The following is a 13,988-nucleotide window of genomic DNA, read 5'->3' on the forward strand; positions in this document are numbered from 1 at the left end:
TAGGTGATCGCACTCAGGCCGGCCAGCTCGTCGGTCACGGACACGTTGGTCAGCGTCACGTCGCCGGTGTTGGCCACCAGGAACTGGTAGCTGATGACGCTGCCTTCGGTGTACGGACCGGCCGAGGTCACCGACTTGGTGATCTCGATGCCAGGTTCCTGCGCGATCGGCGTATCCACCTCACCCGGAGGCGTGGTGACCGGCGGCGGCGTCGGNAGCTGATGACGCTGCCTTCGGTGTACGGACCGGCCGAGGTCACCGACTTGGTGATCTCGATGCCAGGTTCCTGCGCGATCGGCGTATCCACCTCGCCCGGGGGCGTGGTAATCGGCGGCGGCGTCGGGTTGCTCGGCGTCGAAGGCGGCGTGCCACCAGCCGTCGCGCTGTTGTGCACGTTGCCGGCGTTCACGTCAGCCGCAGTGACCGTGTAGGTCGCGGTTGCCGTCACGCTCTGGCCCGCCAACAGGACGCCTTCCGCGCCCGGCCAGGCATAAACGATCGCACTCAGGCCGGCGAGCTCGTCGGTCACCGACACACCGGTCAGCGTCACGTTGCCCGTGTTCGTCACCACGAACTGGTAACTGATGCCGTCGCCTTCGGTGTACGGACCAACGGACGTCACCGACTNAACTGATGCCGTCGCCTTCGGTGTACGGACCAACGGACGTCACCGACTTCTCCACCTCCAGTTCGGCGTCCTGCGCCAGCGGAGTGGTCACGGTGTCGTCGTCCGTCACCGGGTCCGGCGTGGGACCACCCGGAGGCGTCGGCGGCACGCCGCTCGCCGTCGCGATATTCACCACTTCGCCGGCGTCCACGTCTTCCGGCAGCACGGTATGGACGTTGCCGGTGCACACCAGCACCTGTGTATCGCCGGCGGGAAGCGTCGCAATCGCAGGGCAGTCCAGGCCCGGCAGCAGCGGATCGCTCACCGTCACGTTGTTCAAGACCACGTTGCCTGTGTTCTCCACCGAGAACGCGTAGGTGATCGTGCTTTCGTCGGCCGACAGCGTGCCCGTCTTGATCAGCTCCAGCGAAGGGCGATTCACCGGGTGCTCGGTCGCGCAGTCCACGCAGACCGGTTCGGGGCCACCGCCGCCTTCTGCCCTTACCGTGTTGGCGACGGTGGTGCCGGCATCCGATGCCACGTTCGCGGTATAGGTGACGCTGTGTGTACCGACCGCCGCCCCCGCGGGTAGCGTGAAGACATGCATCGGTGCATTCGTACCGTCGTGCGTGAATCCGCCCGGACTGGTCACGCTGCCGAAGGCCAGGCCTGCGCCCAGCGTGTCGCTCAGCACCACGGCGCTGGTGGTCGCCGCATCGGCAACCGTCACGGTCAGGGTGTAGGAAACCTGGGCACCAGACAGCACCGCGGAGCCGCTGTCTGGCGTCGCGCTCTTCTCTACCGTCACCGCAGGTGCGATGGGGAGGATCTCGCTGCAGCTGTTGCCGGCGGACGCGCAGTCGACGCCGTCGACCGCAACGTGGTTGGAAATCTCCGTGACACCATCGGCCAGCGGATCGTCCACCCTGACGATGAAGTCCAGGACGACCGAACTGCCCGGAGCTATGTCAAGCGCCGCCGCGTTGCTGCAGCTGTTGAGATAGCAGGTGAAATCGTTGCCTGTCTCGACGACCTCGGTGTTCTCCGGAATGCCCTCGGAGACCGCGCCCACGGGCACGATCGCCTGCACCGAACCGGTGTTGGCGACTTCGATCTGGTAGGTCACCACGTCGCCGGGCGACACCATCGCGCCCGGCGCGGCGGGCTGGCCGTTGATCTGCGAAACGGTCTTTTCGACCGTAAGGTCGAACTGGGCCGGGCGATTGACGATCTCGCAGTCGATGTTGTCTCCGGGTTCACCGGAATCGAGGACGATCTGCGGCGGGCTGGCCGGGTTGTAGGCCTGGTCGATCAGGATCGGTCCGCCGTCCGCGACCTGGCACCTCACCCAGCGGCTGTACTGGCCGAGCACTGAACTGGAGCCGGGCGCCATCACCTCTTCGAGCACCAGGCGGTTGCCCGGCATCGCCATCGTGCTGATCCAGGGCGCAATGCTGGTGGTTCCGCTTGTGGTGCCACTGGCAACCTCGGCACCAACAAGGTTCCTGATCCGGTAGGTGAACTGGTCCTGCGGCGAGATGCGGCCTTCCGGCAGCGACTTGCGCAGGCGCACGCTGCCCCAGCGCACACCGACCGCGAAGCCCTGGCCGGCATTTGAGTGGATCTGCGCCATCACCGTGAACGGTGCCGACGAACCCGGGTCGCGATTGGAGGCGAGCACCACCGTGTTGGCGTTGCCACCGGACGTACCGGTGAAGCGCCGGCAATCAATGTGGGGCGACTGGCGGCAGAGCGAACTCGCCGGCGGGATCGACTGTGAGACGTTGTTGCTTGGGCTGTTGCCCAGCCACTCCATCACCTGCCACGGCTGGCCGCCGGAGACAACACCGAAGTCCACGCTCTCCGGGTTGTTGTTCAAGCGCTCCGCGTCGGCCATGATGACCTGGAACGGCAGGTCGTTGATTTCGCGCCCATCCGGCGCAAACAGGCGGATGTCCTGCAGGGTCAGCACAACGGCGTTGCCGCGGCCGTCGGACGGCGTGTTCAGCGCAGCCGCGTTGGGCGTCAGGATCGTGTAGTAGCCAGAGGTGCCGCTGAAGTGCGAACCGGTCCATGCCGGCACCTGGCGGACCTGCAGCCCGGCGTTGGAGTGCGAGCCGCCGCTCACGCGCGAGGTATAGGTGATGCGGGAGCCATCTGGCAGGGCAACGTCATAGTCCCTGGTCGTGCCCGACGTGCCGCCCGCCAGCACCTCGTTGACGTTGCCGAACTGGAACCAGCAGATCTCGGCGACGTACTGGCCGAGCGAGTTCGGATTGGCCAAACGACAATCGGTCTGGATGGCCTGGGCCGCGGCCGTACCGGGCAGCGCCTGGGCCAGCAGGCCTCCCAGCAACAGGACGCCCGCGCTCCATGTACGACGCAGCTTAGCCACAGTCTTCGAACGATCCGGCTTCACTCACACATCCCCTGCTTGACAAGTCCCGCGGGCGCTCGAAGAGCCCCCATGACAAAGCGACAGCAAGCGGGCAGCTGATCGCTGTCCGGGCCTGATGCCAACTGATCTCCAACCCCGAGATGCCGGGTCAGAACACCTACACTCCGCACGCAACGAGCGTGCCACCCATCACATTTTCACTACACCTGCTTCACGACAGCACGTCTTTTTGCTCTCCGCCCATCAGCCAAGCATCCGCTGGAGAGGCAATTATGCGTCATAAAAATGTGACGACGACCTCTTCACGACCGCACTGGCGAGGAGTCGCCACGCAACCCATGCCGGACGACAGCCAAGTCGTGCAAACTCCGTCACTTTGTGACCTCGAAGGGTTCAGGCGGACAGCCGCAGACCGTCGGCCAGCTTGGCGTTTCCGGTAGCGGCGACACATCCACCGGCGCGCCCCGGATCCAAGACAACGAAAACCGGGGCAGTCGCGAACCGTGTGGAATAGCTGTTTGGACGGCCCACTCCCGGAGGGCTGTGCCCTCGGCCAGCTTCTGCGGAGTGTCGGCCGGCTTGGCCTTTCTGATGGCGGGATCGATGACGGCCATGGCCTCCTTCTGGCGGCAACCATCGGACTATGTGGCCCGTTACCGTCGAAGTTGCCGCCCAAATCCCTGGGATTCAGTGGGACGCACTGGGACGCATAGGGACGTAGAACAACAAAAAACCCCGGTATTCCCGGGGTTCCTGGGACGCATGGGGACGCGTCGGGACTGCAATATGGTGGGCCGTGATGGATTCGAACCATCGACCAGCGGATTAAAAGTCCGATGCTCTACCGGCTGAGCTAACGGCCCACGGAACGCGGAATTATGTCATGCCCTCAAGGGCCTCGCAGCGCATGACCCGGGTCAAGGCCGGCCGCGGCCCGGCGGGCCCATACTTGCCGCATGGCCAGTCCCGACACCGGCGCCCCCGGCGCGCCGGCTACCCGCCCCGGGCCCGCACACGACGCGGGCCACCTCCCCGACGAGGCCGGCATCACCCGCCTCGTCCACGCCTTCTATGCGCGCGCCCGCACCGACTGGCTGCTTGGCCCGGTCTTCGAGGCTGCGGTTGACGACTGGGACGAACACCTCGACACCCTGGTGCGCTTCTGGTCCTCGGTGCTGCTGCGCACGGGCCGCTATCGCGGCAACCCCATGGCCACGCACCGGCCGCTGGGCCTGGACGACCAGCACTTCGCACGCTGGCTGGCGCTCTGGGACCGCACCGCGCGCGACGTGCTGCCGCGCGACCAGGCCCGCCACGTGTTCGAAACCGCCGAGCGCATCGGCCGCTCGCTGCGGATCGGGCTCGAGATCGACCCGCTGCGCCGCCTGCGCCGGGCCGACGACGCACCGGCATGCCTGCATCGGAGCCCGGAACCGCCATCGTCACCAACCGACCCGGACCGCGGTGACGCATCCGGCGCAGGCGCCCCTGCTGGCAGCGGGCCTCAGCCCGCGTAACGGGTCGGATCGGCCACGCCTGCGGCCGCGAAACCCTCCGCGCGCAGCGCGCAGGCATCGCAGTGCCCGCAGGCACGCCCGTCCGCATCGGCGCTGTAGCACGACACCGTCTGTGCGAAGTCCACGCCCAGGCGCAGGCCCTCGCGCACGATGTCGGCCTTCGACAGGTGCTGCAGCGGCGCGTGCACGCGGATGCCGGCGCCGTCCACGCCGGCCTTGGTCGCCAGGTTCGCCAACCGCTCGAAGGCGGCGATGAACTCCGGGCGGCAGTCCGGATAGCCGGAATAGTCCACCGCGTTGACGCCGCAGAAGATGTCCGCCGCGCCCAGCACCTCGGCCCAGCCGAGGGCGATCGACAGCATGATGGTGTTGCGCGCCGGCACGTAGGTCACCGGGACGCCGGCGCTGCCCGGCTCGGGCACGTCGATGTCGTCGGTCAGGGCCGAGCCGCCGATCGCCCGCAGGTCCACGCCCACCACCTTGTGCGCGACCGCGCCCTGCCCCGCCGCCAGCGCGGCCGCGGCGTCGAGCTCGGAGGTGTGCCGCTGGCCATAGGCCACGCTCAGCGCGTGCACGGCGAAGCCCTGCTCGCGCGCGATGGCCAGGACGACGGCGGAATCCATGCCGCCGGACACGAGGACGACTGCTTTTTTCAACGAAGGCTCCAGGGATCGGGTGGGCGCGGGGGCGGTGCCCGCGTAGCGGATCGCCGGCGCGGGCTCAGCGCCCGGGCTCGTCGTTCCAGAGGATCTTGTGCAGCTGCATCTGGAAGCGCACCGGCAGGCGGTCGGCGACGATCCAGTCGGCCAGTTCGCGCGCGTCGACCTCGGACTTGCTGGGCGAGAACAGCACGTCGCAGCGCTGGTCCAGGGCACGCTCGGCAACCACGCCACGCGCCCACTCGTAGTCTGCGCGGCTGCAGATCACGAACTTCACCTGGTCGTTCGGCGTCAGCAGCGCGATGTTGCTCCAGAGATTGCGTGCCTCCTCGCCCGAGCCCGGCGTCTTGATGTCGAGCACGCGCGAGACCCGCGGATCGACCTCGGCGATGTCGATCGCGCCCGAGGTCTCCAGCGAGACGATATGGCCGGCGTCGCACAGCCGCGCCAGCAGGCCGAGGCAGCGCTTCTGCGCCAGCGGCTCGCCGCCGGTCACGCAGACATGGCGCACGCCGTGCCCGGCGACCTCGGCCAGGATGGCGTCGACATCGCGCCATTCACCGCCGTGGAAGGCGTAGGCGGTATCGCAGTAGCGGCAGCGCAGGGGGCAGCCGGTCAGGCGAACGAAGACCGTCGGCCAGCCGGCGTCGCGCGCCTCGCCCTGGAGCGAGAGGAAGATCTCGGTGATGCGGAGACGGTCCGGGACCGCGGCAGCGGCCGCGCCGGAGCCGGCGACAGGGGTATCCATGGCGGCAATTGTACCGCGCGACCACGTGCCGGCCCGCGCGCGGACGCCCCGCGGACGGTCAGCGCAGGCTGTTGAGCTGGATCGAGCGCAGGCGGTCGTCGGCGGTGCGGGCCGCATCGGTGCCGGGGTACTGCTCGGTCACGCGGACCAGGGTGGCTTCGGCCGCCACCAGGTCGCGCTGGCCGTATTGGGACAGCCCGACCTTGAGCAGTGCGCCGGGCGCCTTGTCATGCGTCGGCCAGCGCTCGAGCAGGGCGCGGAACTGCGCCTGCGCGCCGGCGTAGTCCTGGGTGACGTAATAGCTCTCGCCCAGCCAGTAGGTGGCGTTGGGCGCGTAGGAGCCCGTCGGATAGAGGCGCAGGAACTCGTTGAACAGGGCCGCGGCCCCGGCATAGTCACCGCCGCGCAGGGCGGCGAACGCGGTCTCGTAGGCGCCGCGTTCATCGGCGGCGTTGGCCAGCAGCCCGGCGTCGCCGAACACGACCGGTGCCCGGTCGGTGGCCGACGGGGCGGCCGCGGCCGGGGTCCTCGGCGGCGGCGCGGCCTGAGCGCCCGCCGCGCCCGGCGCCGGAGCCGGCGGGGTCGAACCGCCCTCGAGGCGGTTCAGTCGGTCGTCCGCATCGAGGTACTGGTTGCGGACGCTGGTTTCCAGCGCCTGGTTCTGCTGCTGGAGCTCCTCCACCTGGCCGCGCAGCGCGCGGACTTCCTCGCGCAGGGCAGTCAGCTGGTTGAGCAGGTCGATATTGCCCTGGTTGTTCGCCGCCTGCGCTTCGAGCGAGGCGACGCGCTCGGCGAGGCTCGCGCGCTGCGCGGAGGCCGGCGGCGCGGCCAGCGTCACCGCGGCGGCGAGGACGATGCTGGTCAGGAAATGGCTGCGGATCATGGGCCTGTCACCGTTGTTCGGACGCTACAAAGACAAACGGCAGCTGGCGGGGTTCCCGCCAGCTGCCGATGCATCGCTTCACTTGCCGCCAGGGTTCAGCGGGCGGTGTAGGTGATCTCGACGCGGCGGTTCTTGGCCCAGCAGTCCTCGCTCGAGGCGGTGCAGGTCGGGCGCTCCTCGCCGTAGCTGGTCACCGTCTGCTGGCCGGCCGAACCACCGTTGGCCTGCAGCGCGGACGACACCGCGTTGCCGCGGCGCTCGCCGAGGCCGAGGTTGTAGTCGCGGCTGCCGCGCTCGTCGGCGTGGCCTTCCAGGGTGATGCGCGCCGACGGGCGGTCACGCAGGTACTTGGCGTGGCAGGCCATGGCGGCCTGGAACTCCGGACGCAGCGACTCCTGGTCGAAGTCGAAGTACACCGTGCGCTGGCGCAGGCAGGCGTCGGTGTCCAGGTCCTCGGGGCCGTAGGCGCCCGGGGTGGTGGCCGGCTGGGTGGTGGTCGGGGTGGTCGGGGTGGTGTCGACCGGGGCCTCTTCCTTCACCTTCTTGGAGCAGGCAACGGCGGCCGTGCAGAGCAGGGCCGTGAGCAGTACGCGGGTTGGGGTCTTCATCTCTCGTCGATCCTTCTGCAGATGGGCAGTACTTCACATTGCTGTATCGGCCGTGTACGCCGCGTCACCGCTGGCGGTACGGCCCCCACGCCGGCTCGCGGACGTTACCGTCGGCAAGGACCAGCCGCTGGCGAACGCGTCCGTCGGCGGATACGGCATACAGGACTCCCCTGCTGCCTTCCCGCCCCGCGTACAGCACCATGCTGGCGTTCGGGGCGAAGCTCGGTGATTCATCGAGCGACCCCGGCGACAGCGTGGACCAGCGGGGCGTCCCAAGGCTGCGGTCCAGCAGTGCGATACGGTATACGTTTCCTGAACCCTGCGCCACGGCGATCTTGGTGTCGTCGAAGGACACGGTGGGGCTGGCGTTGTAATTGCCCTGGAAACTCACCCGCGTGGCGCTGCCGCCGCCGGCCGGAACCTGGTAGACCTGGGGCCGGCCACCGCGGTCGGAAGTGAAGTAGATGCTGCGGCCGTCGGCGCTCCACACCGGCTCGGTGTCGATGCCCATCTGGCTGGTCAGCTGGGTCAGGGCCTTGCTGCCGAGGTCCATGACATAGATCTCGGGGCTGCCGCTGCGCGACAGGGTCAGTGCCAGCTTCGTGCCGTCGGGCGAGAACGCCGGCGAGCTGTTGATGCCGCGGAAGCTGGACACCCGCTCGCGCGCGCCGGTGCCCAGGTCCTGGATGTAGATCGCGGAGTTGTTGTTGTGCTCGAAGGAGACGTAGGCCAGCCTGCGGCCGTCGGGGCTCCAGCTGGGCGACATCAGCGGCTCGGTCGAACGCACCACCACCTGCGGATTGTGGCCGTCGGCATCGGCGACCATCAGCGCGTAGCGGGTGGCGTCGCCGGTGCCGGTCGAGGTCACGTAGGCGATGCGGGTCCAGAACGCGCCGCGCACGCCCAGGATCTTTTCGTAGATGGCGTCGGCGATCTGGTGGCCGACATCGCGCATGGCGTTGGCGCGCCCGGTCATCGCGATGCCGAGCAGGCGCTCCTGCTTGGCGACGTCAAACAGTTCGTACTCGACCCGGTAGGCGCCGCCGCCGGCATCGACGACGCGGCCGACGACCAGGAAGTCCTGCCTGAGCGTGCGCCAGGTGGCGTAGTTGACCTCGCCGCCGCGGGTCGGGCGCTCGATCATGTCCTGTTCGGGCAGGCCCCGGAACTGGCCCGAGCGCGACAGGTCCTCGCGCACCACGCGCGCGACGTCGGTCTCGGGCGCCGCGCCGCTGCCCTGGTAGGGCATGGGCACCACCGCGATCGGCAGCGCCTGCGCGTTGCCGCCGACGATGTCGATCTCGAGGCCGCCCTGCTGCGCGCTGGCGGCGAACGGCAGGAGGAGTGCAAGGCAGGCGATCAGCCACGTGCGCGTGGTGGCCAGCCGGCGTTGGATGCGGGTCATACCGGGCTCCGGGGTTGGATCGGACAAGGCTGACAGGATGGCTGTGAAGGCCCTCACAAGGATGAACGGCACCCCCAACGACACCCAACCGGACCTCCACTGTAGGAGCGGCTATAGCCGCGACCGAAGCCATGCGAAGCCGCCCGTCGCGTCCGGGGAAGGCGGTCGCGGCCATAGTCACTCCTGCAGATGCCGGCAAGGGAGCGCTCAGCGGTCCTGGGCCTCGAAGTTGAGGTTGAGCTGGCGATTGAAGACGCTTTCGAAACCGGCATAGGGCAAGGGCTGCGCCTTGAGCACGGCCGCCTCCACCGAGCGCCGGCCGAGTTCGTCGAACGGGCATGAGGGCGCGACCTCCGCCTTGACCACGGTGCCGCCGCGCACCTGGGTGATGATGATCCGGCAGCGCTGGCCGAGCGGGACGTTCTCCGGCCGCGTCCAGTTCTGCAGGATCGCCTCCTGGATCGCCGCGGCGTAGCGCGCGGACAGGCCGGCATCGACGCCCTCGTTGCCCGGCGGCGGCGTGCCGCTGGACGAGGCCTGCTCGGACGCCTGCTCCGCGCGGCTCTGCGCGATCCGCTCCAGCCGGCGCTCGGCCTCGCGCTGCTCGCGCTGGGCCTGCTCGCGCTGGCGGCGGATCTCGGCGAGCTTCTGTTCGGCCAGGCGCCGCTTCTGCTCGGCCTCCTCCTGGCGCTTGCGCTCCGTCAGGTCGATCTGCTCCTGGCGGCGCTTCTCCTCCTGCTCGCGCTCGGCGGTCTCGCGCGCGATCGCCTCGCGGCGCACCTCGTCCTGGTCCACCGGCGAAGGCTCGGGCACCTGCACCTGGGGCGTGGGCTGCGGCTCGACCGGCGCGTCCTCGGGCAGCGGCACCGGGATCGGCTGCGGCTCGGGCACCGCGTCCTCGACCACGACCGGGTCGGGTTCCGGCGCGGGCACCGGTTCCGGGGCAACGGGCTCCGGCCGGCGCTGCAGGGTGCGCTGCATCGCCGGCGACAGGTCGCTGGCGTCGATGAGCTCGGCGCTGACCGGCGAACCCGCGGCTGATGGCGGGTTCGCGCTGCGCGTCCACCACAGGCCGGCGAACATCAGCGCGAACAGCGCCACGTGCAGCAGCAGGGCCAGCACCACCGCGCGCGTGGTATCGGCGCGTTGCTCTCGCATCAGGGCGTGCCGTCCTGCCTGGGCTGGCTCATCAGGCCGACCTTCTCCACGCCGGCGTTCTGCAGCAGCGCCATGGCGTCCATCACGTTCTGGTAGCTGCCGGCGCCGTCGGCGGCGACGTACACGGCAAGGTCGGGATTGTTGGCGGCCAGCGCGCGCACCTTCGCCTGCAGCGACGCGGTATCGACCGCTTCGTTGCTGCCGGCCTCGATGGCGAGGAAATAGTTGCCGTCACGGTCCACGCTCACCACCACCGGGTCCTTCTGCTCGGTGATCGACTTGGCGTTGGATTGGGGCAGCTGCACGTCCACGCCCAGGTTCATCAGCGGCGCGGTCACCATGAAGATGATCAGCAGCACCAGCATCACGTCGATGTAGGGCACGACGTTGATCTCGTTCTTGAGCTTGCGGCGCTTGCCGCGGCGGGCACGGACGCTCATGGATCAGGCCTCGCCGGCCGAGGACTGGCGCTCCAGGATCGAGGAGAACTCCTCGGAGAAGGCGTCGTAGCGCCCGGCCACGCGCTCGACCTTGGTGGCGAAGCGGTTGTAGGCCCAGACCGCCGGGATCGCCGCGAACAGGCCCATGGCGGTCGCGATCAGCGCCTCGGAGATGCCCGGCGCGACGCTGGCGATGGTCGCTTCCTTGACGTTGGCCAGGCCGTGGAAGGCGATCATGATGCCCCACACCGTGCCCAGCAGGCCGACGTAGGGCGCGATCGAGCCGACGTTGGCCAGGAATTCGAGGTTGTGCTCGAGGCCGTCGAGCTCGCGCGAGCTGGCCACGCGCATGCCGCGCTGGGCGCCCTCGAGCTGGGCGCGGCTGTCGGCGCCGCGGCGCTGGCGGCTGCGGGTGTATTCGCGGAAGCCGGCCTCGAAGATCGCCTCCAGCCCCTCGACGTCGCGGTTGCGCTCGCTGGCCGCGGAATAGAGCTTGCCGAGGTCGGCGCCCGACCAGAACCGCTCCTCGAAGCGGTCGGCCTCCTTCTCGGCGCGGTCGAGCATGCGCTTCTTGCGGAAGATGATCACCCACGAGGCGATCGACGCCAGCAGCAGGAGCAGCATCACCAGCTGCACGGGGATGGACGCGTGCAGCACCAGCTGGATCAGGTCCAGCTCGCCGCCGGTCACCGGGGCGTTCGCGGCCTGCGCGGCGGCATCGGCCGCAAGCGCGACGGTGTCCGCCGGCGCCTCCTCGGGCAGGGGTTCGACGCTGCTCGCCTGCATCAGGATGGCCGTTGCCGTTGCACTCATCGATGTTGCTCCGCGTTTAATTCCAGGGATTTGAACTGCTCGTACAGCGCGTCCGGCAGGGCCCGTGGCCGGAAGCTCGCGGCGTCGATCGCCGCCACCCGCACCCGCGCCGACGCCAACCGCTCGCCGTCGCGCCGCACCTCCTGCGCGAACTCCACGCTGGCCCGGCGCACCCGCGCCAGCGCCACCGTGACTTCCAGCGCATCGTCCAGGCGCGCGGGCCAGCGGAAGTCGAGCTGCATGTCACGCACCGCGAACACCAGGCCGAGGCCGTCGATCATGGCCTGCTGGCCATGGCCGAGGCTGCGCATCCATTCGCTGCGGGCGCGCTCGAAGAAGGCCACGTAGCGCGCGTGGTAGACCACGCCACCCGCGTCGGTATCTTCCCAGTAAACCCGGGTTGGCAGACTGAACAGAGTCGATACGGCGTCGTTCAAAACAGCGTCTCCGCGGCCGGGCCCCGGGGCTGCAGCCCCAGGTGGCGCCAAGCCTTGTGGGTGGCCATGCGCCCGCGCGCGGTGCGCACCAGGAAGCCCTGCTGGATGAGATAGGGCTCGATCACGTCCTCGAGCGTGCCGCGCTCCTCGCTCAGCGCCGCGGCCAGCGACTCCACGCCCACCGGGCCGCCGTCGAAGTTCTCGATGATCAGGTTCAGCAGGCGGCGGTCGAGGTCGTCGAAGCCCTCGGCGTCGACCTTGAGGATCTGCATGGCCGCGCCCGCGACCTCGTGGTCGATGCGGCCGCCGGCGCGCACCTGGGCGTAGTCGCGCACCCGGCGCAGCAGGCGGTTGGCGATCCGCGGGGTGCCGCGCGAGCGGCGGGCGATCTCGTCGGCGCCCCCGGGTTCGCAGTCGATGCCGAGGATCTGCGCCGAGCGGCGCACGATGCGGGTCAGTTCGGCGGCGCTGTAGAACTCCAGGCGCTGGACGATGCCGAAGCGGTCGCGCAGGGGTGCGGTCAGCAGGCCGGCGCGGGTGGTGGCACCGACGAGGGTGAAGGGCGGCAGGTCGAGCTTGATCGAGCGCGCGGCCGGGCCCTCGCCGATCATGATGTCGATCTGGAAGTCCTCCATCGCCGGGTACAGCACTTCCTCGACCACGGGCGACAGGCGGTGGATCTCGTCGATGAACAGCACGTCGTGCGGCTGCAGGTTGGTCAGCAGCGCCGCCAGGTCGCCGGCCTTCTCGATCACCGGTCCGGACGTGGTGCGCAGGCTCACCCCGAGCTCGTTGGCGATGACGTGGCTGAGCGTGGTCTTGCCAAGCCCCGGCGGGCCGAAGATCAGGACGTGGTCCAGGGCCTCGCCGCGCTGCTTCGCGGCCTGGATGTAGATGTCCAGCTGCTCGCGCACCGGCTGCTGGCCGAGGTAGTCGGCCAGCCGCTGCGGCCGGATCGAAGCCTCGATGGCCTCGTCCTCGCGGGTGGCGCCGGCGCCGATGATTCGCTGTTCGGTCATGCGCCCTATGGTCGCATGCCGCCCCCGGGCGTGGACCACACCGCCCCTGTAGGAGCGGCTATAGCCGCGAATGGGCATTGCGGCGCGCCTGGTCGCGGCTATAGCCGCTCCCACAAAAGGGGGAACGGCCTCAGTGGGGGGACGGCAGGGAACTGGCGGCCTGGACGCCCTGCGGCACGCCGGTCATGTCCGGCAGCTTGTGGGCGATGCCCTTGTGGCAGTCGATGCAGGTCGCCTGCCCGGTCGCCAGGTAGTTGCGGTGGATGAAGGCCGCGCGGCTGGCCTGCCGGGTCAGGTCCATCGAGTCGTAGTCGTGGCAGTTGCGGCACTCGAGCGAGTCGTTGGCCTTCAGCCGCTCCCACTCGTGCTGGGCCAGCTTCAGCCGGTTGTCCAGGAACTTCTCGCGGGTGTTGATGGTGCCGAAGATCTTGCCCCAGACCTCCTTCGAGGCCTGCATCTTGCGCGCCATCTTGTCGGTCCAGTCGTGCGGCACATGGCAGTCGGGACAGGTGGCGCGCACGCCGGAGCGGTTGGCGTAGTGGATGGTCGTCTTCAGCTCCTCGAAGACGTTGTCGTCCATCTCGTGGCAGCTGGTGCAGAACACCTCGGTGTTGGTCGCCTCCAGCGCGGTGTTGAAGCCGCCCCAGAACACGATGCCGGCGATGAAGCCCCCCAGGGTCAGGAAGCCGAGGCTCAGGTAGCGGGCCGGGCGGTTGAAGGCGCGCCAGAACCCCACCACCGTGTCCCGGGCGCGTCGCACGAGGCTCATTGCGCGCGCTCCGAACGCAGGACCTCGTCGATGTCGCGGAAGCCGTTGGCAACCAGCGGCTTGGCATTGGTCTGGATGACGTGGCACTGCACGCAGAAATAGCGCCGCGGCGAGACCTCGGCCAGGAACTGGTCGTCACGGTCCATGTAGTGGGTGACGCTCACCGGCGGCGCCTGGAACTGCGCCGCCGTGCTGCGCGCGTGGCAGAGCATGCAGCGGTTCGAGTTCAGGTCGACCTGGTATCCGTCGATGCTGTGCGGGATGGTCGGCGGCTGCATCGGATAGGCGCGCGCGCGGGTCATGTCGAAGTTCTCGACGGTGGCCATCGGCAGCGGCGTGATCTCGCTGGTGATCGGCACGTGGCGGCGCATCGCGTCGATCTCCTGCGCGGGGTTGCCGCGCGCGCTGATCGGCGGGGCCGGGGCGACGATCACCGGGTCCGGCTCGCGGTCGCCGCAGGCGGTGAGCAGCGGCGCCAGTGCCAGCGAGGCCACGAGCAACACGAGGGGCTTCACGATCCGGCGCAT

16 protein-coding genes, 1 tRNA gene and 1 pseudogene are annotated in these 13,988 nt (G+C 69.3%); 1 reads left to right on the plus strand and 17 read right to left on the minus strand.

Translation table 11 applies throughout. The features are described from left to right. The 5 genes and pseudogenes from IE168_RS14890 to IE168_RS13675 form a co-directional block, all read right to left on the minus strand. Nucleotides 1-179 (minus strand): DUF7507 domain-containing protein (locus IE168_RS14890; protein ID WP_189499295.1); only part of this gene is annotated, 179 nt, incomplete at its 3' end. Continuing rightward, nucleotides 128-622, minus strand: a complete 495-nt coding sequence (locus tag IE168_RS14895; RefSeq protein ID WP_425490166.1) for a DUF7507 domain-containing protein — start codon at nucleotides 620-622, stop codon at nucleotides 128-130. The genes IE168_RS14890 and IE168_RS14895, both read right to left, overlap by 52 nt. Before the next feature lie 154 nt (nucleotides 623-776). After that, nucleotides 777-3,026, minus strand: a pseudogene (locus IE168_RS13665) (CshA/CshB family fibrillar adhesin-related protein); the annotation flags it as partial. Nucleotides 3,027-3,376: 350 nt separating this feature from the next. After that, on the minus strand, nucleotides 3,377-3,619 hold the full coding sequence (locus tag IE168_RS13670) for a hypothetical protein (protein WP_189499195.1): 243 nt from the start codon (nucleotides 3,617-3,619) through the stop codon (nucleotides 3,377-3,379). Between the two features lie 173 nt (nucleotides 3,620-3,792). Further along, nucleotides 3,793-3,868: transfer RNA gene (locus IE168_RS13675), tRNA-Lys, on the minus strand. 93 nt (nucleotides 3,869-3,961) lie between these two features. Here IE168_RS13675 and IE168_RS13680 point away from each other — a divergent pair. Further along, a complete protein-coding gene (locus IE168_RS13680; protein ID WP_189499197.1) occupies nucleotides 3,962-4,522 on the plus strand; it encodes a group III truncated hemoglobin in 561 nt (186 codons plus the stop codon). Here the strand turns inward: IE168_RS13680 and queC are convergent. The 12 genes from queC to IE168_RS13740 all read right to left on the minus strand — a co-directional run bounded on the left by queC (nucleotide 4,510) and on the right by IE168_RS13740 (nucleotide 13,988). Next, nucleotides 4,510-5,178 carry a 7-cyano-7-deazaguanine synthase QueC gene (queC, locus tag IE168_RS13685; protein WP_189499199.1) on the minus strand — a complete coding sequence of 223 codons (669 nt, stop codon included), beginning with the start codon at nucleotides 5,176-5,178 and terminating at the stop codon, nucleotides 4,510-4,512. The genes IE168_RS13680 and queC overlap by 13 nt on opposite strands. Before the next feature lie 64 nt (nucleotides 5,179-5,242). After that, a complete protein-coding gene (gene queE, locus IE168_RS13690; protein WP_189499201.1) occupies nucleotides 5,243-5,929 on the minus strand; it encodes a 7-carboxy-7-deazaguanine synthase QueE in 687 nt (228 codons plus the stop codon). A 58-nt stretch (nucleotides 5,930-5,987) separates the two neighbouring features. Beyond that, a complete protein-coding gene (gene ybgF, locus IE168_RS13695; RefSeq protein ID WP_189499203.1) occupies nucleotides 5,988-6,812 on the minus strand; it encodes a tol-pal system protein YbgF in 825 nt (274 codons plus the stop codon). Between the two features lie 95 nt (nucleotides 6,813-6,907). Then, entirely contained in the window at nucleotides 6,908-7,420 is a 513-nt protein-coding gene (gene pal / locus IE168_RS13700) for a peptidoglycan-associated lipoprotein Pal (RefSeq protein WP_189499206.1), read from the minus strand. A gap of 64 nt (nucleotides 7,421-7,484) precedes the next feature. Beyond that, a complete protein-coding gene (gene tolB, locus IE168_RS13705; protein ID WP_189499208.1) occupies nucleotides 7,485-8,825 on the minus strand; it encodes a Tol-Pal system beta propeller repeat protein TolB in 1,341 nt (446 codons plus the stop codon). Nucleotides 8,826-9,032: 207 nt separating this feature from the next. After that, a complete protein-coding gene (locus IE168_RS13710; protein ID WP_189499210.1) occupies nucleotides 9,033-9,983 on the minus strand; it encodes a TonB C-terminal domain-containing protein in 951 nt (316 codons plus the stop codon). Further along, entirely contained in the window at nucleotides 9,983-10,423 is a 441-nt protein-coding gene (tolR, locus tag IE168_RS13715; protein ID WP_189499212.1) for a protein TolR, read from the minus strand. Before tolR ends, IE168_RS13710 begins: the two co-directional genes overlap by 1 nt. A gap of 3 nt (nucleotides 10,424-10,426) precedes the next feature. After that, nucleotides 10,427-11,236 carry a protein TolQ gene (gene tolQ, locus IE168_RS13720; protein WP_189499215.1) on the minus strand — a complete coding sequence of 270 codons (810 nt, stop codon included), beginning with the start codon at nucleotides 11,234-11,236 and terminating at the stop codon, nucleotides 10,427-10,429. Next, nucleotides 11,233-11,673 (minus strand): tol-pal system-associated acyl-CoA thioesterase, encoded by a 441-nt coding sequence (gene ybgC, locus IE168_RS13725; protein ID WP_189499217.1) that lies wholly within the window; start codon nucleotides 11,671-11,673, stop codon nucleotides 11,233-11,235. The genes tolQ and ybgC overlap by 4 nt, the downstream gene beginning before the upstream one ends. After that, the gene (ruvB, locus tag IE168_RS13730; protein ID WP_189499219.1) at nucleotides 11,670-12,692 is read right to left on the minus strand and encodes a Holliday junction branch migration DNA helicase RuvB; all 1,023 of its coding nucleotides are present in this window, start codon (nucleotides 12,690-12,692) and stop codon (nucleotides 11,670-11,672) included. Before ruvB ends, ybgC begins: the two co-directional genes overlap by 4 nt. 130 nt (nucleotides 12,693-12,822) lie before the next feature. After that, nucleotides 12,823-13,461: a cytochrome c3 family protein gene (locus IE168_RS13735; RefSeq protein WP_189499221.1), complete on the minus strand. Its 639-nt coding sequence runs from the start codon at nucleotides 13,459-13,461 to the stop codon at nucleotides 12,823-12,825. Next, nucleotides 13,458-13,988 (minus strand): nitrate reductase cytochrome c-type subunit, encoded by a 531-nt coding sequence (locus IE168_RS13740; RefSeq protein WP_189499223.1) that lies wholly within the window; start codon nucleotides 13,986-13,988, stop codon nucleotides 13,458-13,460. The genes IE168_RS13735 and IE168_RS13740 overlap by 4 nt, the downstream gene beginning before the upstream one ends.

This window comes from Luteimonas padinae (assembly GCF_014652935.1).
GTDB classification, from domain to species: Bacteria; Pseudomonadota; Gammaproteobacteria; order Xanthomonadales; family Xanthomonadaceae; genus Luteimonas; species Luteimonas padinae.

What these genes read in the sequence shown, in the direction of transcription:
- IE168_RS13710 (WP_189499210.1), bottom strand. Translation starts at nt 9,983, where the DNA reads ATGCGAGAGCAACGCGCCGATACCACGCGCGCGGTGGTGCTGGCCCTG.
- IE168_RS13740 (WP_189499223.1), bottom strand. Translation starts at nt 13,988, where the DNA reads ATGCGCCGGATCGTGAAGCCCCTCGTGTTGCTCGTGGCCTCGCTGGCA.
- tolQ (WP_189499215.1), bottom strand. Translation starts at nt 11,236, where the DNA reads ATGAGTGCAACGGCAACGGCCATCCTGATGCAGGCGAGCAGCGTCGAA.
- tolR (WP_189499212.1), bottom strand. Translation starts at nt 10,423, where the DNA reads ATGAGCGTCCGTGCCCGCCGCGGCAAGCGCCGCAAGCTCAAGAACGAG.
- ybgF (WP_189499203.1), bottom strand. Translation starts at nt 6,812, where the DNA reads ATGATCCGCAGCCATTTCCTGACCAGCATCGTCCTCGCCGCCGCGGTG.
- ruvB (WP_189499219.1), bottom strand. Translation starts at nt 12,692, where the DNA reads ATGACCGAACAGCGAATCATCGGCGCCGGCGCCACCCGCGAGGACGAG.
- queE (WP_189499201.1), bottom strand. Translation starts at nt 5,929, where the DNA reads ATGGATACCCCTGTCGCCGGCTCCGGCGCGGCCGCTGCCGCGGTCCCG.
- IE168_RS13670 (WP_189499195.1), bottom strand. Translation starts at nt 3,619, where the DNA reads ATGGCCGTCATCGATCCCGCCATCAGAAAGGCCAAGCCGGCCGACACT.
- IE168_RS13735 (WP_189499221.1), bottom strand. Translation starts at nt 13,461, where the DNA reads ATGAGCCTCGTGCGACGCGCCCGGGACACGGTGGTGGGGTTCTGGCGC.
- tolB (WP_189499208.1), bottom strand. Translation starts at nt 8,825, where the DNA reads ATGACCCGCATCCAACGCCGGCTGGCCACCACGCGCACGTGGCTGATC.
- IE168_RS13680 (WP_189499197.1), top strand. Translation starts at nt 3,962, where the DNA reads ATGGCCAGTCCCGACACCGGCGCCCCCGGCGCGCCGGCTACCCGCCCC.
- pal (WP_189499206.1), bottom strand. Translation starts at nt 7,420, where the DNA reads ATGAAGACCCCAACCCGCGTACTGCTCACGGCCCTGCTCTGCACGGCC.